This is a genomic window from Clostridium bornimense, from assembly GCF_018917145.1.
Taxonomy (GTDB): Bacteria; Bacillota; Clostridia; order Clostridiales; family Clostridiaceae; genus Clostridium_AN; species Clostridium_AN bornimense_A.
The window spans coordinates 51,666-73,766 of sequence record NZ_JAHLOD010000016.1 but is presented as its reverse complement, the minus strand read 5'-3'; the positions used below and the strand labels follow the sequence as shown (position 1 = coordinate 73,766).

At 28.1% G+C, this 22,101-nt stretch carries 21 protein-coding genes; 15 read left to right on the top strand and 6 right to left on the bottom strand.

Annotation, left to right across the window (positions count from 1 at the left end; all coding sequences use genetic code 11):
* Positions 1-91: 91 nt before the first annotated feature.
* Positions 92-403 carry a hypothetical protein gene (locus KQI30_RS07730; protein ID WP_216462729.1) on the bottom strand — a complete coding sequence of 104 codons (312 nt, stop codon included), beginning with the start codon at positions 401-403 and terminating at the stop codon, positions 92-94.
* Between the two features lie 221 nt (positions 404-624).
* Between KQI30_RS07730 and KQI30_RS07725 the strand changes: the two genes are divergently transcribed.
* The 7 genes from KQI30_RS07725 to galE are packed head-to-tail and all read left to right on the top strand — an operon-like array spanning position 625 to position 10,408.
* Complete coding sequence (locus KQI30_RS07725) at positions 625-1,620, top strand: endo alpha-1,4 polygalactosaminidase (RefSeq protein ID WP_216462728.1); 996 nt, start codon at positions 625-627, stop codon at positions 1,618-1,620.
* A 29-nt stretch (positions 1,621-1,649) separates the two neighbouring features.
* Positions 1,650-3,719, top strand: coding sequence for an NAD-dependent epimerase/dehydratase family protein (locus tag KQI30_RS07720; protein WP_216462727.1), 2,070 nt, complete (start codon positions 1,650-1,652; stop codon positions 3,717-3,719).
* A gap of 6 nt (positions 3,720-3,725) precedes the next feature.
* Positions 3,726-4,622 carry a hypothetical protein gene (locus KQI30_RS07715; RefSeq protein ID WP_216462726.1) on the top strand — a complete coding sequence of 299 codons (897 nt, stop codon included), beginning with the start codon at positions 3,726-3,728 and terminating at the stop codon, positions 4,620-4,622.
* On the top strand, positions 4,612-6,540 hold the full coding sequence (locus tag KQI30_RS07710) for a DUF2194 domain-containing protein (protein ID WP_216462725.1): 1,929 nt from the start codon (positions 4,612-4,614) through the stop codon (positions 6,538-6,540). Before KQI30_RS07715 ends, KQI30_RS07710 begins: the two co-directional genes overlap by 11 nt.
* Entirely contained in the window at positions 6,537-7,946 is a 1,410-nt protein-coding gene (pelF, locus tag KQI30_RS07705; RefSeq protein WP_216462724.1) for a GT4 family glycosyltransferase PelF, read from the top strand. Before KQI30_RS07710 ends, pelF begins: the two co-directional genes overlap by 4 nt.
* A gap of 2 nt (positions 7,947-7,948) precedes the next feature.
* Entirely contained in the window at positions 7,949-9,340 is a 1,392-nt protein-coding gene (gene pelG, locus KQI30_RS07700; protein WP_216462723.1) for an exopolysaccharide Pel transporter PelG, read from the top strand.
* A gap of 57 nt (positions 9,341-9,397) precedes the next feature.
* Positions 9,398-10,408, top strand: coding sequence for a UDP-glucose 4-epimerase GalE (gene galE / locus KQI30_RS07695; RefSeq protein ID WP_216462722.1), 1,011 nt, complete (start codon positions 9,398-9,400; stop codon positions 10,406-10,408).
* 130 nt (positions 10,409-10,538) lie between these two features.
* Here the strand turns inward: galE and KQI30_RS07690 are convergent, their stop codons facing one another.
* The 3 genes from KQI30_RS07690 to KQI30_RS07680 all read right to left on the bottom strand — a co-directional run bounded on the left by KQI30_RS07690 (position 10,539) and on the right by KQI30_RS07680 (position 12,813).
* The gene (locus KQI30_RS07690) at positions 10,539-11,489 is read right to left on the bottom strand and encodes a DMT family transporter (protein WP_216462721.1); all 951 of its coding nucleotides are present in this window, start codon (positions 11,487-11,489) and stop codon (positions 10,539-10,541) included.
* A gap of 337 nt (positions 11,490-11,826) precedes the next feature.
* Positions 11,827-12,480, bottom strand: coding sequence for an HAD family hydrolase (locus KQI30_RS07685; RefSeq protein WP_216462720.1), 654 nt, complete (start codon positions 12,478-12,480; stop codon positions 11,827-11,829).
* Positions 12,481-12,618: 138 nt separating this feature from the next.
* Positions 12,619-12,813, bottom strand: a complete 195-nt coding sequence (locus KQI30_RS07680; RefSeq protein ID WP_216462719.1) for a DUF1450 domain-containing protein — start codon at positions 12,811-12,813, stop codon at positions 12,619-12,621.
* 252 nt (positions 12,814-13,065) lie between these two features.
* On the opposite strand from KQI30_RS07680, the gene KQI30_RS07675 reads away from it, so the two are divergent.
* The 4 genes from KQI30_RS07675 to feoB are packed head-to-tail and all read left to right on the top strand — an operon-like array spanning position 13,066 to position 15,817.
* Complete coding sequence (locus tag KQI30_RS07675; RefSeq protein WP_216462718.1) at positions 13,066-13,329, top strand: FeoC-like transcriptional regulator; 264 nt, start codon at positions 13,066-13,068, stop codon at positions 13,327-13,329.
* A 2-nt stretch (positions 13,330-13,331) separates the two neighbouring features.
* Positions 13,332-13,553: a FeoA family protein gene (locus KQI30_RS07670; RefSeq protein WP_216462717.1), complete on the top strand. Its 222-nt coding sequence runs from the start codon at positions 13,332-13,334 to the stop codon at positions 13,551-13,553.
* An 11-nt stretch (positions 13,554-13,564) separates the two neighbouring features.
* A complete protein-coding gene (locus KQI30_RS07665; protein WP_216462716.1) occupies positions 13,565-13,786 on the top strand; it encodes a FeoA family protein in 222 nt (73 codons plus the stop codon).
* A 21-nt stretch (positions 13,787-13,807) separates the two neighbouring features.
* Positions 13,808-15,817 carry a ferrous iron transport protein B gene (gene feoB, locus KQI30_RS07660; protein ID WP_216462715.1) on the top strand — a complete coding sequence of 670 codons (2,010 nt, stop codon included), beginning with the start codon at positions 13,808-13,810 and terminating at the stop codon, positions 15,815-15,817.
* Between the two features lie 189 nt (positions 15,818-16,006).
* Here the strand turns inward: feoB and KQI30_RS07655 are convergent, their stop codons facing one another.
* Positions 16,007-16,255 carry a hypothetical protein gene (locus KQI30_RS07655; protein ID WP_216462714.1) on the bottom strand — a complete coding sequence of 83 codons (249 nt, stop codon included), beginning with the start codon at positions 16,253-16,255 and terminating at the stop codon, positions 16,007-16,009.
* On the bottom strand, positions 16,245-17,132 hold the full coding sequence (locus KQI30_RS07650) for a ParM/StbA family protein (protein WP_216462713.1): 888 nt from the start codon (positions 17,130-17,132) through the stop codon (positions 16,245-16,247). The genes KQI30_RS07655 and KQI30_RS07650 overlap by 11 nt, the downstream gene beginning before the upstream one ends.
* A gap of 839 nt (positions 17,133-17,971) precedes the next feature.
* On the opposite strand from KQI30_RS07650, the gene KQI30_RS07645 reads away from it, so the two are divergent.
* The 4 genes from KQI30_RS07645 (at position 17,972) to KQI30_RS17520 (ending at position 21,701) form a co-directional block, all read left to right on the top strand.
* Positions 17,972-18,721 (top strand): hypothetical protein, encoded by a 750-nt coding sequence (locus KQI30_RS07645; protein WP_216462712.1) that lies wholly within the window; start codon positions 17,972-17,974, stop codon positions 18,719-18,721.
* A gap of 84 nt (positions 18,722-18,805) precedes the next feature.
* Complete coding sequence (locus tag KQI30_RS07640; protein WP_216462711.1) at positions 18,806-19,480, top strand: hypothetical protein; 675 nt, start codon at positions 18,806-18,808, stop codon at positions 19,478-19,480.
* On the top strand, positions 19,477-19,623 hold the full coding sequence (locus tag KQI30_RS07635) for a hypothetical protein (RefSeq protein ID WP_216462710.1): 147 nt from the start codon (positions 19,477-19,479) through the stop codon (positions 19,621-19,623). The genes KQI30_RS07640 and KQI30_RS07635 overlap by 4 nt, the downstream gene beginning before the upstream one ends.
* Positions 19,624-19,670: 47 nt before the next feature.
* Complete coding sequence (locus KQI30_RS17520) at positions 19,671-21,701, top strand: carboxypeptidase-like regulatory domain-containing protein (protein WP_216462709.1); 2,031 nt, start codon at positions 19,671-19,673, stop codon at positions 21,699-21,701.
* Positions 21,702-22,101 lie beyond the last annotated feature (400 nt).

Genomic DNA, 22,101 nt, shown 5'->3' with positions numbered 1-22,101 from the left:
CCCTGTAAAATTTTGGAATCAGAATGAGCTTTATTAAAGTTACCCTTTTTTTAATAAGACAAACTAGAAAATTTCCAATTTTAAAGTTTTTTTATCTTGACATATTACCAGTCGTCTTTTCTGTAGGCATTCTGCCATTAATCCATTCTGTAATCATATTTCTATTAGAAAAATCAAAAAAAATAACATTGGGAGATAAGGATATTTTTTGAGCTTTATTTAAAATGTTAAATTCTTCTTTGACATCTGGATAAATATATGCAGAGTCAGCTATACGGAGAAAGTAATTTTTATTATTGTGAATACATTTATAATTGCTATTATTTAGACCTCCGATGGAATGAAATTTTACATTTTTTGTTTTTAGAATATCTTTAATTGATGATGGTACTGAATTATCCATATGAAACAACCTTTCTTTATATACATATAAATAATAGGGATTATAAGCACAAAAGTAAATGGAATATATAGGAAATATCTATTGCAAAATATATAATTTAGAATGCAAATAACATAATTAATTAGAAAAAATTTGAAAACAATACAAAAACTATTGTAAAAAAATTAAAAATAATGTAGAATAAAATCATAATATCAAATAAATAGAAATGAGACATTAATATGGAAAAAAAGATAATAGCAGGTATAGCAGCTGCGTTGATAGTTATTAGCGGGTGTGGAAAAGGGATAAGCCATGATTATAAATATAAAAAGAGCAATATAGAAAATATTGATTATAGATATAGTATGAGAGAATTTGTTAAGAAAATAAGTGATTATTCAAAAGAGAAGAATGATAAATTTATTGTGATACAACAAAATGCTGAAGATATATTGCCAAGTAAAAGTGATGAGAGAGAGGAATATCTTAAAGGGATCGATGGAATAGGAAGAGAAGATGTAAATTATGGTTATGATGAAGATAATAAGGAAACTGATAAAGAAATAAAAAAAGAAATGATAAAGAATCTAAATGTATTTAGGGATAATGGTAAGAAGGTATTAGCAGTAGATTATTGTTATGACAAGGAAAAGATGTTGAATTCGTATAAAGATAATGAGAAATATGGATATATTTCATTTGCTGCTGATGAAAGAAATTTAAATAATATACCTAAGTTTCCAGAGAGTATATATAATGAAAATTCAAATGATATAGAAACATTAGATGATGCTAAAAACTTTTTATATCTTATAAATCCAGAAAAATATCAGGATAAGAAAGATTTTATAAATGAAATAAATGAAACTAATTATGATGTTGTTATTATTGATGCTTTTTTCAATAGTGATATAGAAAAATACACTAAGGAAGAAATTAATAGTATGAAACATAAGAAAAATGGTGGAAAGAGATTAATTATAAGTTATATGAGTATAGGTGAATGTGAAGATTATAGGTTCTATTGGAATGAGGAATGGAAATCTAATAAACCTAAGTGGTTGGAGTATGAAAATAATGATTGGTCTGGCAATTACATTGTAAAGTATTGGAACAAACAATGGCAAGATATCATTGTTGGTAAAAAAGACTCATATATAGATAAAATTTTAGATATGAATTTTGATGGAGTTTATTTAGATATAGTAGATGGATATTACAATTTTGAAGAATAAATATATAGAGAAAAACTAAGGAGGAAAAGATGAAAGCATTAATTGTTGGAGGATGTGGGTTTATTGGCTCAAATGTTGCAGATAGATTATATAAAGAAGGATATGACATATATATAATAGATAATTTATCTCAAGGTAAGAAGAACAATGTAAAAGTAAAACATAAATTATATAAACTAGATTCAAAGGATCCTAATTGTGAGAATGTTTATAAAGATAATAAATTTGATGTGGTAGTATACCTACCAGACGTAACAAATGAAGGGGTAGAAGGACTAAAAGATTCACTTCAGTACTCTAGTATAAATGGAGTAAAGAAATTTGTATATGTGTCTACTACAGAACTATACAAAAAATGTGATGAAGTAATAAATGAAGAAGTAGAGGTAGATCCTTTAAATACAAAGTATATAGATATATTAGTAGCTGAAGAGTATTGTAAGATGTACGACAAAAAGTTTGTTATGGATGTATCTATATTGAGAACATCTACAATATACGGACCAAGAGAAAATAAAAATGATGAAAGTGGAATTATTCATAAGATATTAAGTTCGAATATTACTCTTAATAAAGAAGCAATAGTGAAGAACAAATTTAAAGAATTACTTGCTGATAAGGATTGTATTTATATTGATGACTTAGTAGATGCTATTTGCAAAGTTGTAGAAAAAGATACTAGTTCTATTTTAAATATTTCATCAGGATATTTATATAGCAATGATAAGGCAAAAAAAGAGTTAGGCTGGAATTTAAAATATAACATTGATGAAGGTATAAACAAAACTTATAGATGGATAAGAAATAATGAAAAATATTATCATGGAAATAAGGAAAAGAAGAAAAAAAGCAGTATTTTAGCAGCTGCAAATTTTATAAAACCATATATTGAAAATATAGTTTTATGTGTAGCTATGTATTTTCTAACAAGGTTTTTTGCAGAACATTTAATAGATATAAATATAGATTTAAATATTATATATATTATGATAATGGCAATAACTTATGGAATAGGTCAAGCAGTTCTATCAACAGTTTTTGCAACAGTAACTAATGTATTGCTTTCAGTAGAAGGTGGAAAAAGTCTAGTTTTAGTAATTTATGATAAGAAAACTTTCATAACAGCTATTATGTATTTATGTGTAGCATTAGCTTTAGGCTATGTAGTAGATAAGAAGAATGCTTATATTAAAGAAGTTAAAAATAGATTAGAAAAAGGTAATGAAAAATTTAAGTTTTTAGATTCAATGTATAAAGATATAAGAGAAGAAAAGAAGAAAATAGAAGAACAAGTTACAATGAAAGAAGATAGTTTTGCTAAGTTATATGCGATAAGTGAAAAATTAAATTCATTATATATAGAGGAAGTATATGATGAAGCAGTAAATGTAGTAAGTGATGTTATGAAAAATGATGAAGTAAGTATTTATATATTCCCAAAAGATAAAGAATATCTAAGATTAATTTCAAAATCTAAGGGATTAGATGAAAATATAAAAAAATCTATTAAAGTATCCGATTATTGTAATTTAGAAAAAGCTTTAAATAATAAAGAGTTATTTATAAATAGTGATATGTATAAAAATATACCAACAATGATGATGCCAATAGTAGTTAAAGAAGAAGTAATAGGATTTGTTGCTTTATCTAATGTAAAATTTGAAGAATTAACATTAAATAATGAAACATTATTTAAGATAACAACAAAATTAGTAACGGGAGCATTATCAAGAGCTTATAAATATGAAAAAGCTATAATAAATGAAAAATATATTAAAGGTACAGAAGTATTAACTCCGGAGTATTTTAGAAGAGTTATTGAAGAGAAAAATAATATAGGAAATAAAGAAGAGAATGTATTAATAAAAGTTGAAAATAATGATTTTACTAAAGTGAAAAACTCTGTTAGAAGTATCGATTATATAGGAATTAATGATAAAGAAGAGTTATTTATATTTGTTACTAATACAAAAGAAGAAGAGGCGGCACTTATTATTGAGAGATTAGGAAAGAACGATTTAGATGCGGCAATTATAAATCTAAGTGAGTTAAAGGTTTATGGATTAGAGAAACAAAAGAAACTTGAAAAGGTGGGATAAAAAAATATGAGTATAAATAATATGATTTTTACACATGTAGTAATTACATTAGTTATATCATTGATATGCTTTTTATTTAGTGGGAAAAGACAGTATTATTTTTATTTTTTAATAGCATTTTGTTTACCTATAGCTGGTTATGTTATAGATTTGTTTATTAGCATTGTCAGAGGTAAAACAAAAAGTGATGTAAAAGTAGAACAGGATGAGTTAGAGGATTTTACTAGCAATATGATGTTTACTAATTTAGATAATTCATCAGATGGCGAAATTATACCATTAGAAGATATTATGTTAAGTGGATCTAATAAATTAAAGAGAAAACAAATGATGAATATATTAACTAATGACAACTTAAAAAATGTAGATTTATTAAAAGTAGCTCTTAAAGATGAAGATATAGAAACATCGCATTATGCATCAGTAGCTATAGTTGATATGAAGAAAAAGTTAGATGTAAATATACAAGAGTGCAGTAAGATATATAAACAAGATCAAGGAGATATGGAAAACCTTATAAAATATAAGGATAGTTTAAAAGAATATCTTAATAGTAAGTTGTTAGATGAACATTATATAAAAGTATATAAAGAAACTTATTCTGAGATTTTACAATTACTTATTGCTAGAGATAAAAAGAAAAAATATTATGTAGAATTAATAGATGTATTAATGGAATTAAAACAATGGGATAAGGCGAAATTTTATATTGATGAATTTATTTGCAGCTTTATTTGTGAAGAATCATATTTAAAGAAACTCAAATACTATTATGAAATTAATGAAAAAAATCAATTTTATAGAGTGTTAAGTGATTTAAAGAAATCCTCTATTACCCTGTCCAGAGAAGGAATTAATATATTAAGATTTTGGAATAGAGGAGGACAAATAAATGAAGTTTAAGGGGCGACTTATAGTTGCTATGATTATAGTGATTTTAGCTATTTCAACATTTGTTCAATTTGATAGATTCAATTTTTATATGAGAGCTCAAACTAATGCAGATATATCAGATATTAACGAAAAAGGGGAAAAGTTATCCACTGAACTGTTAAAAAATGTTCAAAATGAAAAAATATTGATTGTTGGTACAGAAATAAATGATTCATTAATAGAACTAAAAAATAATGTTACAAAAACATTAGATTATATGAAGAAAAGTTATGAAGAAGTTGGGATAAGTCAATTTAATAATATGGATTATTCATCTTATAGTAATGTGATATTTGTAGTAGAAGATTTATATGAAATATATGAAATGACTGAATATGAAGATTTATTAAATAAATATAGCAACGTTAGTGATGAAGAATTTGATGTAATTGAGAAAGAGGAAGAGTTAAAAGCTAAGGGAAGAATTGATAAATTATTTAACTATGTTTCTAATGGAGGAAAAGTTTTTTTCGCCAATGCTCTTTATGAAGGTGAAGAATTTAAAAATGTTTCAGAGAAGTTTGGTGTTAAAAATATAGGTATCAGTACTAATTCAAAGGGAATAAAATTCTTAGAAAATATAATGATCAAAAGTAAAGGTATGGAGTTAAATTATAAAGATGATATCGAGAATACATCTAATGAAGTAGAACTCTTAAAAACTGCAAAGATATATTTAACAGATGTTTCAGATAAACCATTATTATGGAGTAATGATTATGGAAAAGGAAAAATATTTTATTTCAATGGAACTATGTTAGAAGAAAAGAGATGCAGAGGATTAATAGCTGGAATAATTAGTTTGATTAATGAGACAGATATATATCCTATATTAAATGCAAAGGTAAATTATATAGATGATTTTCCAGCACCAGTTCCTAGTGGAACAGCCGATGTAATATATGACAATTATAAGATGAATATTGATAAGTTTTATAAAGAAATATGGTGGCCAAGTATACTTAAGATAGGGAAGGCAAATGATGTTAAGTATACAGGAGTATTTATTACTACATATAGAGATCAAGTAGAGAATTTAGAAAATTCACCAATAGATCTTAGTAAAGATGATTTTAAATATTATACTAGGGAGTTAATAAAATCAGGTGGAGAGCTAGGATTGCATGGATTTAATCATCAACCGCTAATATTAACTGAGCATAAAGATAACAGTTTAAATTATATTAACTGGAAGAGTGAAAAAGATATTGTAGATGGTATAGATATTCTTATGAAATATGCAAGAGAAGAATTAGATAAGTATAAAATATCTGCCTATGTACCACCTTCAAATATTGTTAGTGATGATGGCTTAAAAGCATTAAAAAAAGGTAATTCTGATTTTAAAGTAGTAAGTGCATTATATACAGGTGATACTGATGGTGATGCATATATACAAGAAATAAACGCCACAGAGGATAATATTATTAACTTACCAAGAGTAACATCTGGATATGATATAGATGAATCTCAATGGGATATGATGAATATTGTAAATCTTAATGGATATATAGCACACTTTATACATCCAGATGACGTGTTAGACAATGAAAGAAGCGACGGTAGAACGTGGAGTCAGCTAGAAAAAGCTTTTGATGATCTTCAAAGTAATATTACTAGTTTATATCCGTGGATTAAAGGAACTACTGCTTCAGAAGCAGCAAGTAAGGTTGTAAGAAATTCTAAAACAGATGTTTATTTTGATAAAAGTGATGATTACATAAATATATATTGTGATAATTTTACAGGTGAGATGGAGTTTATTTTAAAAACAGATAAGAAAGTAAAGAAAGTTGAAAATTGTAATATAACAAAAATAGATGAAAATACTTACTTGGTTAAAGTGAATAAATCAATAAGTAAGTTAATATTTGAGGTGAACAAATGAGGATATGTTTAATTGCCGAGGGAAGCTATCCATATGTATTAGGTGGTGTTTCTAGTTGGGTTAATACTATTATAAGAAGTTATCCGGAACATGAATTTATTATATATAGCATATCAGTTGAAGCTAGTAAAAAAGGAAAATATAAATATGATATTCCGGAAAATGTTGTGGAAATAGTAGATGTTTTTTTAGATGAAATAGAATTAGTTAAGTACAAAACAGGGAAAAAATATTCTATTGATAAAAATCAAGAAAAAGCACTACAAAATTTGTTTAGTGGAAATGATGTAGAGTGGAAGGATATATTTAAATTTTTCTCTAGTGGAAAAATAAAATCAATTGGAGAATTCTTTATGAGCAAAAACTTTTATAGTTTTGTAGAAAAAACATATAAAGAGAAATATCAATATACACCATTTACAGAGTTTATATGGAATGTAAGATCAATGTATTTAACTTTATTTTATTTACTTAGTAAAAAACCTCCTAAAGCAGATGTATACCATAGTATATGTACAGGTTATGCAGGAGTAATATCAGCATATGGTAAATATCTTTATGATTCACCAGTGATTCTATCAGAGCATGGAATCTATACTAGAGAAAGAGAAGAAGAAATAATAAAGTCTACATGGATAAAACCATATCATAAAGAAATGTGGACAAGATATTTTAATAACCTATCAAGATGTGCATATGGATATAGTGATGTAGTTACATCATTATTTATGCAGAATAAAAAGTTACAAGTTGAATTTGGTTGCAATGAGGGAAAAATAAAGTTAATACCAAATGGTGTAGAAATAAAAGATTATGAAGGTTTACCTACAAAAGAAGATAATTCAGTTGTTAATATAGGATCAATTGCGAGAATAGTACCTATAAAGGATATAAAAACGATGTTACTTAGTTTCAATATAGTAAAAAGAACTGTTCAAAATAGTAAGTTCTATATAATGGGACCTATAGATGAAGATGAAGAGTATTACAAAGAATGTTTAAATTTAGTGAAAGATTTAGATATAAAAGATGTGATTTTTACAGGGACTGTTAAGGTATCAGAATATATCAATAAGATGGATGTCCTAGTACTTACAAGTATAAGTGAAGGTCAACCACTAGCAGTTATGGAAGCTATGGCAACAAAAAAACCATTAGTATGTACAGATGTAGGTCATTGTAGAGGATTGCTTTATGGTTATGGGGATAATTATGGACAATGTGGATTTATAGAGGCTGTTACAGACTATGAAGGTATAGCAAAATCTATAACAAAGTTAGCTATTGATGAAGAACTAAGAAATGATATGGGTAAAAGCGGATACGAAAGAGTTAGAAATATATATACAAAAGAATTGATGATAAGTTCTTATAGAGATATGTATTGTCAATATGAAAGGATTTAAATATGGCAGGGATAGGATTTGAATTAAAAAAGTTATATAGGAAAAAAGGATTATTTAATAATTCTAAAGCAATTTTATATTCAATAGCAGTTACTATAGGACCTACAGTAATTTGTATGGCTACTTTATTATTTTTTAATATTTTATTGAAAAATGCAAAAGTGAATATAGAAGGACAAAATATAATACAAGCAACTATAATGTATTCATTTATTTTTTTATTAATATTAACAAGTGGTTATTCTATGGTGATCTCTAGATATATATCAGATAAATTATATGAAAAAAAATATCAAGATATAAAAGCATCTTTATATGGAGCTATATTAATAATTGTTTCCATAGGAAGTATTATAGGAATACTTTTTTATTTTAAGTCGCCATTAGATATTACATATAAAGTTTTAGCATATATTCTTTTTATTGAACTTATTATAGAAATAATATTAAGTGTATATGTAACAGCATTAGAAAATTTTAAAGTTATCACAGCAGCATTTTTTATTGGATTTTTATGTACAGCAATAATTAGTAGTTTAATGATAACTTATACAAATATAAATCCATTAATAATATTAATAGCATCTTTTGATGTAGGATTATTATTATTAATATTGATTTTATATTATGAAATACAAAAGTATTTCAAGATAGATAATAAAAACTATTTTGAATTTCTAGGATGGTTTAAGAAACATTATTTATTATTTGCAATAAATACATTTTATACACTTGCAATATATATACATAATTTTGTATTTTGGATGGTTTCTGATATGAACTATGTTGTCGGAGAAACATTTATTTATTGTCCAAGTTATGATGTTCCAGCATTCTATGCGTTAGTAAGTACATTACCAACAATGATTATGTTTGTTGTAAAGTTTGAGACTTCATTCTTTGATAAGTTTAAAGTTTATTTTCATTTCGTAAATAATGGAGCTTCATATAAAGATATTGAAGTAGCGAGAGAAGAAATGAAAGAAGTACTATTTAGAGAAATTACTTATATTATGATGTTTCAATTAATCATTACAGTTGTAGCTATTTTTATTGGAGATAATATTTTTATGAGAATGGGATTTACATCTCAGATGATAGATGAATTCAATATATTAGCTTTAGGATATTATTGTATGATGATGATATTTGTTATAACAAATGTTTTATTATATTTTGATGATAGAAAAGGTGCCTTTGTTTTAAATGGAATATTTTTAGTCACTAATATGTTATTTACAATAAAAACGACAATTTTAGGAGAAAGATATTTTGGAATGGGTATTTTTATATCAGCAATTATAGTAATGTGCTTAGGGTTATTAAGACTAAAATATTTTACTAACAATATAGAATATTATGTATTTTGCAAAAACGTAAGATGGAGTAAATAAAAAATTTAATTATAGGAAGAAATATTTGAGTTACTTTAGATGAAATGGGGGATTAGGATGGCTATTTTAGTTACTGGAGGAATAGGATATATTGGGAGTCACACTGTAGTGGAGTTGATGGAAAGTGGTTATGATGTAATTATTTTGGATAACCTTTGCAATAGTGAAATAATTATAAAGGATAGAATAGAAGAAATTACAGGGAAGACAGTTAAGTTTTATGAAGCTGATTTGTTAGATGAAGAAAGGTTAGAAGATATATTTAGAGAAAATGATATTAGTGCAGTTATAGATTTTGCCGCATTAAAGGCTGTGGGAGAATCTGTAGAAGAACCACTAAAATATTATTGCAATAATATAGGTGGGTTATTAGCCTTATTGAAGATAATGAAAAAATATAATGTAAAAAAACTTATATTTAGCTCATCAGCTACTGTTTATGGAGTAGCTGAAAAAATGCCTGTTACAGAGGAGGATAAATTATCTGTTACTAATCCATATGGTAGAACAAAGTTAATGGCAGAAGAAATTTTAAATGATATATGTAAATCCGATGAGAAATGGAGTGTAGTAGTTTTAAGATACTTCAATCCTGTTGGAGCACATGAAAGTGGATTGATCGGTGAAGATTGTGAAGGAATTCCTAGTAATATAATGCCATATATAATGAAGGTCGCTGCTGGAGAGTTAGAAGAAGTTACAGTATTCGGAGATGACTATAACACTATGGATGGTACAGGAGTAAGAGATTATATACATGTAGTTGATTTAGCAAAAGGACATATAAAAGCGTTAGAAGTAGTTGAAAAAGAAACTGGTATAAATACATATAATTTAGGAACTGGTAGAGGATATAGTGTATTACAATTGATAAAACAATTTTCAGAAGTTGTAGGTAAGAAAGTTTCTTATAAAATATTAGGAAGAAGGGCTGGAGACGTAGCAATATGTTATGCAGATCCTTCAAAGGCTAATAAGGAATTAAATTGGAAAGCTTCATTGAATATAGAAGACATGTGTAGAGATACATGGAAGTGGAAATCAATGAGTATGGGTAAAGAATTTTAAAGATAGTCCATTTTGTTATGGAATAATATACAGGGTACAATTTAAAAGGCACAGGTAAGGTACTATATGAAAGGGTAAACTTCATATAGTACCTTACCTGTAAACTTATATATATTTTTAAAAATTAAAATTATAAAGCAGCTGCTTTTTTATGATGCTCAGCAATAAAGCTAGGTAATAAAGAAGCTAGAGAACCAGAAAGTATACAGATTATTCCCAAAATCATATTTATAGGGATAAGTTCCTTTAAAAGAATTAAAGCAAGTATAGGTGATAAAATTGGTTTAAAGAAAAATACTAGAGAGGTAGTATTTGCAGAAGTGACCTCCATAGCTTTAAAATATAGTGCATAGCCAATGCCAGTTACACATATAAAGATATATAAAACTGTTGGAAGACTATAAGTAGTGTATCCACTTAATATAGGTACATCAGCAAATTGATTAAGATTAACGGTTCTTAAAGCATTAGAGATAATATTTAAATGACTTAATAGAGATAAAATTAACATTTCTAATCCACCTAGGATAAAACTAAAACAAGTTACAACAATTCCACCGAATTTAGCACAAGATTTTTTCCCTAGAACACCGTAAATTGCAAATGTTATTGCAGCTAATAGTGTTAAGGTTATGCCAGTTATAGATAACTTAGTGTTTATTGGATTGATTATTAGTATAATTCCGATAAGTTCTAAAACTAATGCTATTATATTATTTTTGTGAATTTTTTCTTTTAATACGATGTATGCGAAGATCATTACAAAGATAGGGTTGCAGCTAAATAAAACAGCAACGACAGATGCTTTAGTATTCATTACAGCTAATTGATAAAAGGTCATACTTATTACTACACATGTAAGACCAAGTAGGGCAAAGGTTTTTATATCTTTAGATGTAAGTGAAATATTTTTTGATTTTAATGCTTTCAGCGCAAAAGGTAGTAATATTATGCCTCCGACCAAAAATCTACTAAAGTTAAGTTGTACAGGATTAAAGTTATCAGAAATTGTTTTTAAGGCAATTTCCATAGTACTAAATAGAAAAGTAGTAATTCCAATATAGATAAATCCTTTTTTCAATTTGAACACTTCCTAAAATGATATATTATATAAGAATAGTATACAACTAATCACAGATGTGTTAAATATTAAATATGGATAAAGAGGTAAAGTTATCAGGGCACAGATGCAGGGCACAAGTATGATGGCACAAGGCACAGGTATATATCAGTGCACGGTGATGGATGAAATTCCTGCGAAATTTCTGAGATTTTAAGTGTTAAGTTGAAGGGTATAAGTTAGACGATGTCTTCTACTTATATCACAGCTAATATAAAAGTCATTATAGGGAGCTAATGAAGGGTGTACCTTCATATAGCTTTATGAATATATGGATTTATAGTAAATATGAAAAAAATTAAATTATATCTTCAAGTTCAGAGTATTCTTTTATGAACTTGTCCGCATTTAATTTAATCTCTTCTCTTTCTTTAATAGAAGAATCGTCAGAGATAGCTACTACTTTCATACCAGCTTTTTTAGCACTTTTTACTGCTGGTAAGATGTCTTCAAATACAACGCATTTGGAAGGTTGTACATTTAGAAGTTCTGCAGCTTTTAAAAATATATCTGGTTCGGACTTTGGTTTTCCTACTTCGTCAGTTATAACAATAGCATCAAACAAATCGTATATTTCAAATTTCTTTAGAATCACTTCTAGTAAAAGTCTACAGTTACTTGTAGCTAATGCAAGCTTTACTCCGGAATCCTTAAGATTTTTTAAAAATGTAGGAACACCTTCTTTAACTTGTACATTTTCTACGTATTCAGTGTAAGCCATAGTATTCCATTCTTCCATAATCTCTTCGATAGTTTCCGGAAGAGAAAAAGTTTTCTTAAAATATTTTGCACAGTCTATAAAACTTAAATGTTCTATTTCAGATCTTAAGTTTTTAGGCATAGGGATATTTCTTTTCTTTAAAAAATCTATATCAACTTTAAGCCATACCCACATAGAATCGATTAATGTACCATCCATATCGAATATAGCACCTTCAATATTTTTTAGCATAGAATCACCTCTATGGTACTATATCATAGTGAAAATATATTTTCTACAATGAATAAATAGAATTGTTAAAAATAAAAAAGAGACTCTCGCCTACAAATCTTCATTTGTTACTGTGATAGTCTCATTGTAATTTATAAATTATAATTCAAGTTTTTCTTTAAGAGTTTCGATTAAAGATTCTTCACTAATTGCTTCTATTAATTCATCATCGAAGTAAGCAACGTGAGATTGACCACACATACCTATGCAACCTTCATCTACATTCTCTTCTCCAACTATTTCCTTTAATTCTTCAATATCAACATCTGAACAAAATGGACAAATTCTAATCATAATAATAACCTCCATAAATGTTTTTATCTATTGTGTTAGTTCACAAATATAATAGCTTTTTTCTAAATAAAAATCAATATAAAAAACATATAGAAAAGTGGAATAAAATAAATTTGAGAAAATAAGAATTATTAATAGAAGATATAAAATTTCAGATGTAATTGATAATTAGTTGCAATTACTGAAAATAAGTAGTAGACTATTTACATAAGGTTACATTAATATTTAAATTTCACGGAAAGAGATGATCATATGTTATTACGAATTCTAAGTTTAATACAGGAGAAAGGAAATTTCTCAACGAACTTCATATCAAAAGAATTGGGATTACCAGCTGCTCTAGTAGATGATATGAAAAATAAACTTATAAGTTCAGGATATATAGAAAAGGATTCTTGTGATACATCGATGTGTGAAAAGTGTTCTTGTGGATGTAATACGAAGATGTTGAATGACAAAATAGAGTGGAAGATTACTGAAAAGGGACATAAAGTATTGAAAAAGATGGAGGGATAAACATGAAGACTTTAGATCAACTAAATATTGGGGATAAGATGATGATTAAGAATCTTAGTAAAGATAGTGCAGTAAGAAGAAGATTATTAGATATGGGATTAACACCTGGAACTGGGTTGCAAGTTACAGGGAAAGCACCTTTCGGAGATCCTATAGAGATTTTAGTAAGAGGATATAAGCTTAGTCTTAGAAAGAGTGAAGCTGAAAATGTGATGGGAGAATAGGAGATGATTTTATGATAATGCCAATGACTGCTGCAAAAGAGGGAAATATAGTGCAAGTAAAAGCAATAGCGAAGAAAGATGGATTAACAAAGAGACTTTCAGAACTTGGAATCATATCAGGAAATCATATTAAGATAGTTAAAAACGATGGAAGAAGTTTAATTGTAGCTATTGATGAAAGTAGATTTGCTTTAGACAATAGTTTAGCAAAAGATATAATGATAGCATTGTAAGATTAAGAATGGAGGAACGGTATGAAGACAATAGCATTAGCAGGTAACCCTAACTGTGGAAAAACAAGTCTATTTAACATTTTAACAAAAGCAAAGCAACATGTAGGAAATTGGCCGGGAGTTACAGTAGAGAAAAAGGAAGGAATACTAAAGTATAATGATAAAGAATATACAATTGTAGATCTTCCAGGAACTTATAGTTTAGGTGCATATTCAGAAGATGAAATTATAGCAAGGAATTATATAATTGAAGAAAAACCAGATGTAGTAATAAACGTAGTAGATGCTAGTAATATTGAAAGAAACTTATATTTAACAATGCAACTATTAGAAATGGGAACAAAAGTCGTACTAGCTTTAAACATGATGGATGAAGCAAAAAATAAAGATATTCAAATTAATGTAAAAGAACTTTCTAAAGAATTAGGTATACCAGTAATACCTACTATTGCATTGAAAAAGGAAGGTATTGATAAGTTAATAGAAGTCAGCGTAAGTGATAACATAAAGAAATCAAATTTAAATATTAATTATGGAGATACTATAAATAATAGTATAAAAGATATTAAAGGAATTATAGATAAATCAAAAAATAAATCAGCTATACCATCTAATTGGGCAGCGTTGAAATTATTAGAAAATGATGATTATATGAAGAAGCAACTTAACATAGATGAAAATAAGGCATTAAAAGATGAATTAGATAAATGCAATAAAGATATTGAAGAAGAAGTTGGCTTCGAAGGTGAAATGGCAATAGTAAATGAAAGGTATTCAGTTATAGGAGATATAGTAGCTAAATCTGTAGTAAGAAATGAAAAGCATAAAGAAACTATTACAGATAAAATAGATAAGGTTGTAACTAATAAGTTTTTAGGAATTCCTATCTTTGCATTAGTTATGTTCTTACTTTATAAAATAACATTCTCTTTTGGTTCAGGTCTTCAAGATTGGGTTGATGGACTTATAGGAACATTAGGTGAAAAGGTAGTAGATGCATTAGCTTCTATGGGAGCTCCAGACTTGTTACAAGGATTTGTTGGAGACGGACTTTTTGGTGGAATAGGATCTGTACTTAGCTTCTTACCACTAATTATGATTATGTATTTATTACTTGGAATTCTAGAAGATAGTGGTTATATGGCTAGAGCAGCATATGTTATGGACAAGTTAATGAAAGCATTAGGATTACACGGTAAAACTTTCGTATCAATGATTGTAAGTGTAGGATGTAATGTTCCAGGAATTATGGCTACAAGAACTCTAGAAAATAAAAAAGATAGAATGATAGCAATATTAATAAATCCATTTATCTCTTGTGGAGCAAGATTACCTATATATGCATTATTTACAAGTGCATTCTTTAAGAGTCATCAAGCATTAATCTTATTTTCACTTTATGCTGGTGGAATAATAGTAGCACTTATAATGGGTAAAATATTTAGTAAAACTTTATTTAAAGGTGAACCATCTTACTTTGTAATGGAACTTCCTAGTTACAAATTACCATCAATAAGAAATGTATTTTTATTAATGTGGGATAAAGCAGGAGCTTTCGCTAAGAAAGCTGGAACTATCATAATACCAGTAATGATCGTATTATGGGCATTATCAAACTTACCAGTAGGTGTTGAAGCAAATAGTGAAGACTCTTTACTTGGAATTATAGGTGGATTTATAGCACCAATTTTCAAACCAGCAGGTTTCGGAACATGGCAAGCAGGTATATCTCTTCTAACAGGAATATTAGCAAAAGAAACAGTAGTTGGAACTATGGGATTAATCTATGCCGGTGTTGAAGAAGGCGCAGGCGTAGTATCAGCAATACAAGGAGTATTTACACCATTATCAGCTATGTCATTCATGGTTATGTCATTATTATATACACCATGCTTAGTTGCATTAGGAGCAATAAAGAGAGAAACAAACTCTTGGAAATGGACAATCTTTGCCGCTGTATACACATTCGCAGTAGCATGGATAGTATCTGTATTAGTATTCCAAGTAGGATCACTTTTAGGATTTGCTTAATCAGAACACAGAATATAGATTACAATTTATAATTCACAGTTCACAATTCGCAATTAAGGTTGATTTTCCCCTGACGGGGAAAATATTATAATCCTTCGGATAGTAGAAACAGTAATTGTGAATTGTATGAATTGCGAATTGAAAAAAAGACCACGCTTACAAAGTTTATTTGCTTGCGTTGGTCTTTTTTTATTCCATATTTAAAATGCTATCGATAGCATTCTTAACTTCTTTTTTATGACTATAATCATTAGCTGGTGGTGGTGTATAAGGTTGGTTAGTGGAATGAATTCCACTATTAATCATTACACCTTTTACATCAGAATTAATTAAATAAGTTATATATAAAGAAAAGTTACCAGAAAAAAATTCATTAGCTCTATGTTGTCCTGTTTCTAATACGTCTTGTTGAATACTTATAGTTTTTTTAATTCGCAAATCGCTCAACTCCAATTCTATAAAAAGCATCGGCATTGGCAAAAATATTTTTTTCTTCAATAACGTCTGGTAAGTATTTTCTTAATACATAAGAGCCACCACCCATAAAAATATGTTTTGATATTTCATATTCACGGATTCCGGCCATAATTCTAGTTATTATTCTATTAGCATGAGCACTTAAAATTTGTTCGATAACATCGCTACAATCTATATCTTCACCATCTTTATGAATAACCTTGCTATTAATGATATCTTCAGCTTGTAGAATATCATAAGATACACCATAATTAGCTTTTATAGATTGGACAACAGTGTCATAAAGTTTTAGCATACCTTCTTCATAAGTTCTATAATTTTGGAGCGAAAAGTCGCTATAAAAAGCAACATCAACAGTCATACCACCGATATCAATAACAGTGATATTTTCTTTAAATAAATCCGGATATAATATTACTCCACCGGCAGATTGAGGAAAGACAAGACACTTTGTAATTTCAAAATTAATAGGTTTATTATTTAGTGTCATAGAAACATTTGTATTTTCTAAAGCATCAATCAATTGCTTTTTTTGATCTTTATAGTATTGTATAGGCAAGCCTATAACCAATTCTATAGAAGTATCATGATTTCTTAGATTTCTAGCTATTGCAGAATAGAGGCATAGTCTAAAAATCTTATCATTAATTTTATTCAATTTTACTGAAAAAGAACCGACTTTTTCACCTATAGTATAATCTTTTCCTTCAAAAGATATCTTAGTAGAATTGACATTAATATCTATAGCACCTTCATTTACTGTGCTTCGGAATATATCGAGACCATTTTCAGTACAAACCTTAGTGTGAGAGTATCCCACATCTATTCCCATTATCATTACTTTATCCTCCTTTTGTACGTATAAACAACAAATGTAAAATATTTACAGTTAAGATTATAATCTTTTGTAAGTTATTTGTCCATACAAAATGTGTAAAAATTTTCCATAAAGAATTTTTGCGTAGAATTTCATCGAAATTTTATAGGGTAAAGTAGGTTTCGGAAGTGTTGTATTAGTTGATAGATTAGAGTTCAGCAGTTTTTTAGCAAAATAGAATATCAAGGCACAGGTAGATATCAGGGCACAGGTATGAAGGCACAAGGCACAGGTGTATATCAGTGCACAGTTGTCAGTGCACAGTGCACAGTTATTGATGAAATTCCCTTTGGGGGAATTTCTGAAATTTTAAGTGCAATAATTTTTTGTATAGAATAAGATAGTTTTCTTAATATATTTGTATTTTATATAGAACTATCACAGGGGGCTAATGAAAGCTTTGCTTTCATGTAGCTTGTAGTAGAAACTCATGATTTGAGAAAACAACACTTAAGTATAACAGTTTTATATATGAACTAAATACATCTATTAATACAATTATGAAATGAAAATTTATTAACTGCCTGAATTGAAAATTGCTATCCGCAAAACTAAAATATTTTCTCTATGGGAGAAAATTAACATTCATTGTGAATTGAGAACTGTCTAAATTGTGAATTGATTGAATTGTGAATTAAATATATGTTTTACTTTAATTAAAAAAAATAAGAAAGCATATTGCATTAAGAAATACTATGTGATATTATTTAACAGAACTGTAAAATAAAGTAAATTAAATTATGTTAAACAAAGTAGCTACTGTTTAAATAAATTTTTTTATTTATAGGGGGATATGTTATATGAAAAGAAAGAAAGTTTTAGCGGGAATATTAGGAGCTGTGATGGTTGCAGGAGTTGCAACATCTTTTGCGTACTTTACAGGTAAAAATGATGGAATCGGTGATGGAGCAAATGGAAAATTACAAAAGATTCAAATTACTAATGGTAATGTTGTTGTAAAAGCAGAAGTAGACAATAATGGAGCTGATGAATTTCAATGGTCTTATGATGTAGCTAAACATTCAGGAGCAACTGCAGAAAGAGATGCCAGCCCTGATATCAATGCAGTTAAGAAGGCTAAAGATGCAAATGATATAGAAAGAGCTGTTATTGGATCACCAGTTAAAACACCAGTACAATTTACTAGACCAGGAGATGCATTAGTATTAGGTGTTCCGGGAGAAAATGGTGAAGAAGCAGGATTAGTTTTAAAGAATGAAAGTAATTTAACAGTTAAGATGCAATTAGTTGTTAAAAATGATGAAGCTGCAAAAGCTGAATTAGCTAAACTTACTGGTGCTGGTTGGGTGTTATATGTTAATGATGTAGAAGTTGACTTAGAAAACACATCAGCAGTTGATTTAGGAATAGTTGCAAAGGGTGCTGAAAAGAATGTTGATGTTAGATTCGAATTACCATTAAAAGCAGGAAATGAATATCAAAATGATAGTACATCAACTACTGCAGATGGAGGATTTGATCTTAATAATATAGTTGAATTACAAGCAACTCAAGAAAATAATCCAGGATGGGCAGAAGACGGTAAATAGTTTCTATAAATAATGGGACGTTGCACAATATAATGCATATTAGCAGTATTTTGTGCAACAATGCCTATATAGGTAGGGTGAGATATGAGTAATATGTTAAATAAAGCAAAGAAAATCTTATTACTATGTATTGTCACCATTTGTACAATTTGCTTTACTTCTATAGGAGTTCTTGGTGATGAAGATGACAATTATATTTATAGTAGAGAAAAAGAAGGGGTATGGAAACCTAGTGATATAGTTAATAATACTTTTACTATAAATAATATATGGGGAGAAAAGTGTTATCTCAAAGGAATTTCTTTTAAGAGAAGTTATATAAGTGATATAAATAGTGGCAAGGTATATAGCTTAGATGAAGCTAAAGAAAAGGGTATTTTAGATACAGAATACAATATTAATATTGCTCAGGGAAGTAAAAATATCTATAGTGGTAAAATAGCTGATCTTGCAAATAGGGATATAGATTTTGAGAATCCTATTTATATGGATGTGAATTCTAAGGTAGATTTTAATATGAATATATCATTCAATAGTTTAGCAGGGAATGAGTTTCAAAATAAGAACTATGAATATATATTATATCCCAATGCATACACTGTTACTGTAGAAAAAGATAATGTAATTACTAAAAATTTGACAAAGACAGGTTCAATTTTCAATAAAGAAACTTTAATTTTAGAAGCCTCAGTTTTGATAATTATGGGAGTGGTATTGGCAAGAATATCAAAAATCAATAGAAGAGGTGATAAGATTTGAGTAGAAAGAAAGTTAAAATAGTATTATTATTAGCATCCGTTGTTTTACTTGGATTATTGGTATCTAGTAGTTATGGTTATTTTAATGATGAAACAGAAGCTAAGATACCAACACTAGAAGTTGAGTATAACAATAAGAAATAGATTATATAATTATTATTTTAGTAATTATATAAGGGGTGATAAAAAAAGTGAAAAAGGGGAAGTATGTCATTTTAAGCATCATGGTAGCTTTTGTACTTACGGTAAGTATTAGCTACAGTTATTTTGCTAACAGAGTAAAGGTAACTGGCAATGATGGCAAGAAAATAAATAATCTTTATATAACAAATGGGAATGCTAAGGTTGAGATAGATACATCTAATAGTAGTTGGAAGTGTGGAGGGAATAATATTGATGGGAGCATATTAAACCCTGAAGATGGCTTAGAGGTAAATTATGAAGGGGTGAAAATTACTAATAAGTCTAATTTAACTGCTAATATGGATTTAAGCTTATTATTTAAAGGGGAGAAAATAGGCGGTACAGAAGAAGGAAAACCTAATATACCAGAAGATGATGTGGATGTAGATCATAGGGAAGATACTCCAGGATTTGATTTATTGGTAGGCGATATAGATAACTTAGGATTTGGATATAATGGCATAGATCCATTTACGCAAATTACACCAGTTCACAGTTTGGATGTTTATCCAAGAGAAAATGACGCACAAGGAACTGATAGAAAAATGGCGACAACGGGATTTTATAATCTTATAAAGAAAACTAAGAAAGGTAATATGGGTAATAAATGGAGTTGTATATTATATCAAACGAAGTCAGGGATAACTTTTGGTGAAAATGGAAATTGGAGAACTGAGGCTTATAAGTGGCCATTAGTTTGGAATACTAAAGATCCTAGAAATGGTTGGTGTTGTTTTGGTGGGTATTTTTATGAAAAAGAAGATGGTACATGGACAGAAGAAAGCAAGTTTTACGATGATTATTGGAAGATAGATACCAATAAGATAGGAAGGCTTGTTGAGGATAATGGGGAGATATTTTTTGATGGATATACAAACAGTACCTTAGGTAAGCATTGGAATCATTCACTTAATGGAGTAAACTGGGGAGACTTTCAAAAGGTAGAGCCGCTAAAGTTTGTTTATAGTGACAAAATTGAAAAAGATAAGAAAGTATCAAGTGCTACAATACAAGTAATGTTTGATGATGTTCAACCACAACCATCAGATGATTTCGTAGAGTATAAGAAAAATGATGGAGATTGGATAGTATCAGCTTATTCACCAAAATCAACAAACAAGTATCAAGTCACACTAGAAGTAGAAGGAAATCCAAAGTATCCAGCAGTTAGAGTTCAAGAGTTTGAAGAGATAATAAACAATATAGATCAACATGGACCTAGAGCAAACTTGGTGACTTTTGAAGTTCCAAAGAGATTGCTAAAGTATGTAGAAAATGGTGGTGATGGATTACTATTAAAATTAGATGATCCTAGAGATGGTACTATATATACAGGTATGGTTAATGCAGATGGATCAATAGTAGGTAAAAATTATGATGGAACAGAAATAAAAAAAGGTGATATTGCCGGAGGAGATTCATATGCAATAGACTTTGCCAAGATAATAGTAAATAAGGATATAAATAGATCATCTAATATTAAAGGAAAAGTTACTGATAAGGAAGAAAATCCTATAAGAGGTGCAGTGATAACAGGTAGTGGTATAGAAGGATATGTTACTACTGATGCAAATGGAGAATATTTCATAGAAGATGTAGCACCAGGACAAGTTATATTAAAGGTTACACATCCAGCTTATAATGATAGAATGTGCACAATATATCATTTAGGGGATAATGAAACAGTAACATTAAATATACAAATGCTGCCTAAAGGTACAACACCTATAATAAGTGCAGAGACTAAGTTTACCGGGAATATAATAGTTAATAAGTACAAAAAGGGTAGCAACGTTGCCATAGGAGATCCTATTTCCAAGGAAATAAAGATAGTTAAATCTGGGGAAGAGTATTCTATAGAAGATACAGCTCTAAAGGTAGAACCAGGATATTATTATAAAGTAGACTATAAATTAAAATTAGTATCTCAAGGAAAGATAGATGTTATTGCAGATGAGTTCAAATTAAAATTTGATAGCTCAATTAAAGCAAAAGTGACGCAAGAAAATAATCCAAGTTGGAGTGAAAGTGGAACTTAAAATATGATATGAGGACAAGCATTATGTTGAAGACATGGTGCTTGTTTTTTTAATTTGTATGCAATACATATAAATACACAATATTACAAAATAGGTATAAAAATAATATTTTGTTGTAATAATTACATATAAATGCAAAAAAATCGTATTACATCAAAATGCAATATTCAATGAAATTCAATAAACTAATATCATCAATTATAGTTCCAATTTTAATATTAATAAAACTTGCTATCAAATATATTAATTGTAATAAATGAAATATAAAATATTTTGAAAAAGAATAAAAAATGACATATATAAGTTGTTTAATACAATTTATATCAAATATATAATATTTTATGTATTAAAGGTAAATAATACAAAAATTCAGAAAAAAGTATATAAGGAGATGAATTGT

What these genes read in the sequence shown, in the direction of transcription:
- pelF (WP_216462724.1), top strand. Translation starts at nt 6,537, where the DNA reads ATGAGGATATGTTTAATTGCCGAGGGAAGCTATCCATATGTATTAGGT.
- KQI30_RS07710 (WP_216462725.1), top strand. Translation starts at nt 4,612, where the DNA reads ATGAAGTTTAAGGGGCGACTTATAGTTGCTATGATTATAGTGATTTTA.
- KQI30_RS07680 (WP_216462719.1), bottom strand. Translation starts at nt 12,813, where the DNA reads ATGATTAGAATTTGTCCATTTTGTTCAGATGTTGATATTGAAGAATTA.
- KQI30_RS07725 (WP_216462728.1), top strand. Translation starts at nt 625, where the DNA reads ATGGAAAAAAAGATAATAGCAGGTATAGCAGCTGCGTTGATAGTTATT.
- pelG (WP_216462723.1), top strand. Translation starts at nt 7,949, where the DNA reads ATGGCAGGGATAGGATTTGAATTAAAAAAGTTATATAGGAAAAAAGGA.
- feoB (WP_216462715.1), top strand. Translation starts at nt 13,808, where the DNA reads ATGAAGACAATAGCATTAGCAGGTAACCCTAACTGTGGAAAAACAAGT.
- KQI30_RS07670 (WP_216462717.1), top strand. Translation starts at nt 13,332, where the DNA reads ATGAAGACTTTAGATCAACTAAATATTGGGGATAAGATGATGATTAAG.
- galE (WP_216462722.1), top strand. Translation starts at nt 9,398, where the DNA reads ATGGCTATTTTAGTTACTGGAGGAATAGGATATATTGGGAGTCACACT.
- KQI30_RS07715 (WP_216462726.1), top strand. Translation starts at nt 3,726, where the DNA reads ATGAGTATAAATAATATGATTTTTACACATGTAGTAATTACATTAGTT.
- KQI30_RS07665 (WP_216462716.1), top strand. Translation starts at nt 13,565, where the DNA reads ATGATAATGCCAATGACTGCTGCAAAAGAGGGAAATATAGTGCAAGTA.
- KQI30_RS07640 (WP_216462711.1), top strand. Translation starts at nt 18,806, where the DNA reads ATGAGTAATATGTTAAATAAAGCAAAGAAAATCTTATTACTATGTATT.
- KQI30_RS07645 (WP_216462712.1), top strand. Translation starts at nt 17,972, where the DNA reads ATGAAAAGAAAGAAAGTTTTAGCGGGAATATTAGGAGCTGTGATGGTT.
- KQI30_RS07650 (WP_216462713.1), bottom strand. Translation starts at nt 17,132, where the DNA reads ATGATAATGGGAATAGATGTGGGATACTCTCACACTAAGGTTTGTACT.
- KQI30_RS07720 (WP_216462727.1), top strand. Translation starts at nt 1,650, where the DNA reads ATGAAAGCATTAATTGTTGGAGGATGTGGGTTTATTGGCTCAAATGTT.
- KQI30_RS07730 (WP_216462729.1), bottom strand. Translation starts at nt 403, where the DNA reads ATGGATAATTCAGTACCATCATCAATTAAAGATATTCTAAAAACAAAA.
- KQI30_RS07675 (WP_216462718.1), top strand. Translation starts at nt 13,066, where the DNA reads ATGTTATTACGAATTCTAAGTTTAATACAGGAGAAAGGAAATTTCTCA.
- KQI30_RS07685 (WP_216462720.1), bottom strand. Translation starts at nt 12,480, where the DNA reads ATGCTAAAAAATATTGAAGGTGCTATATTCGATATGGATGGTACATTA.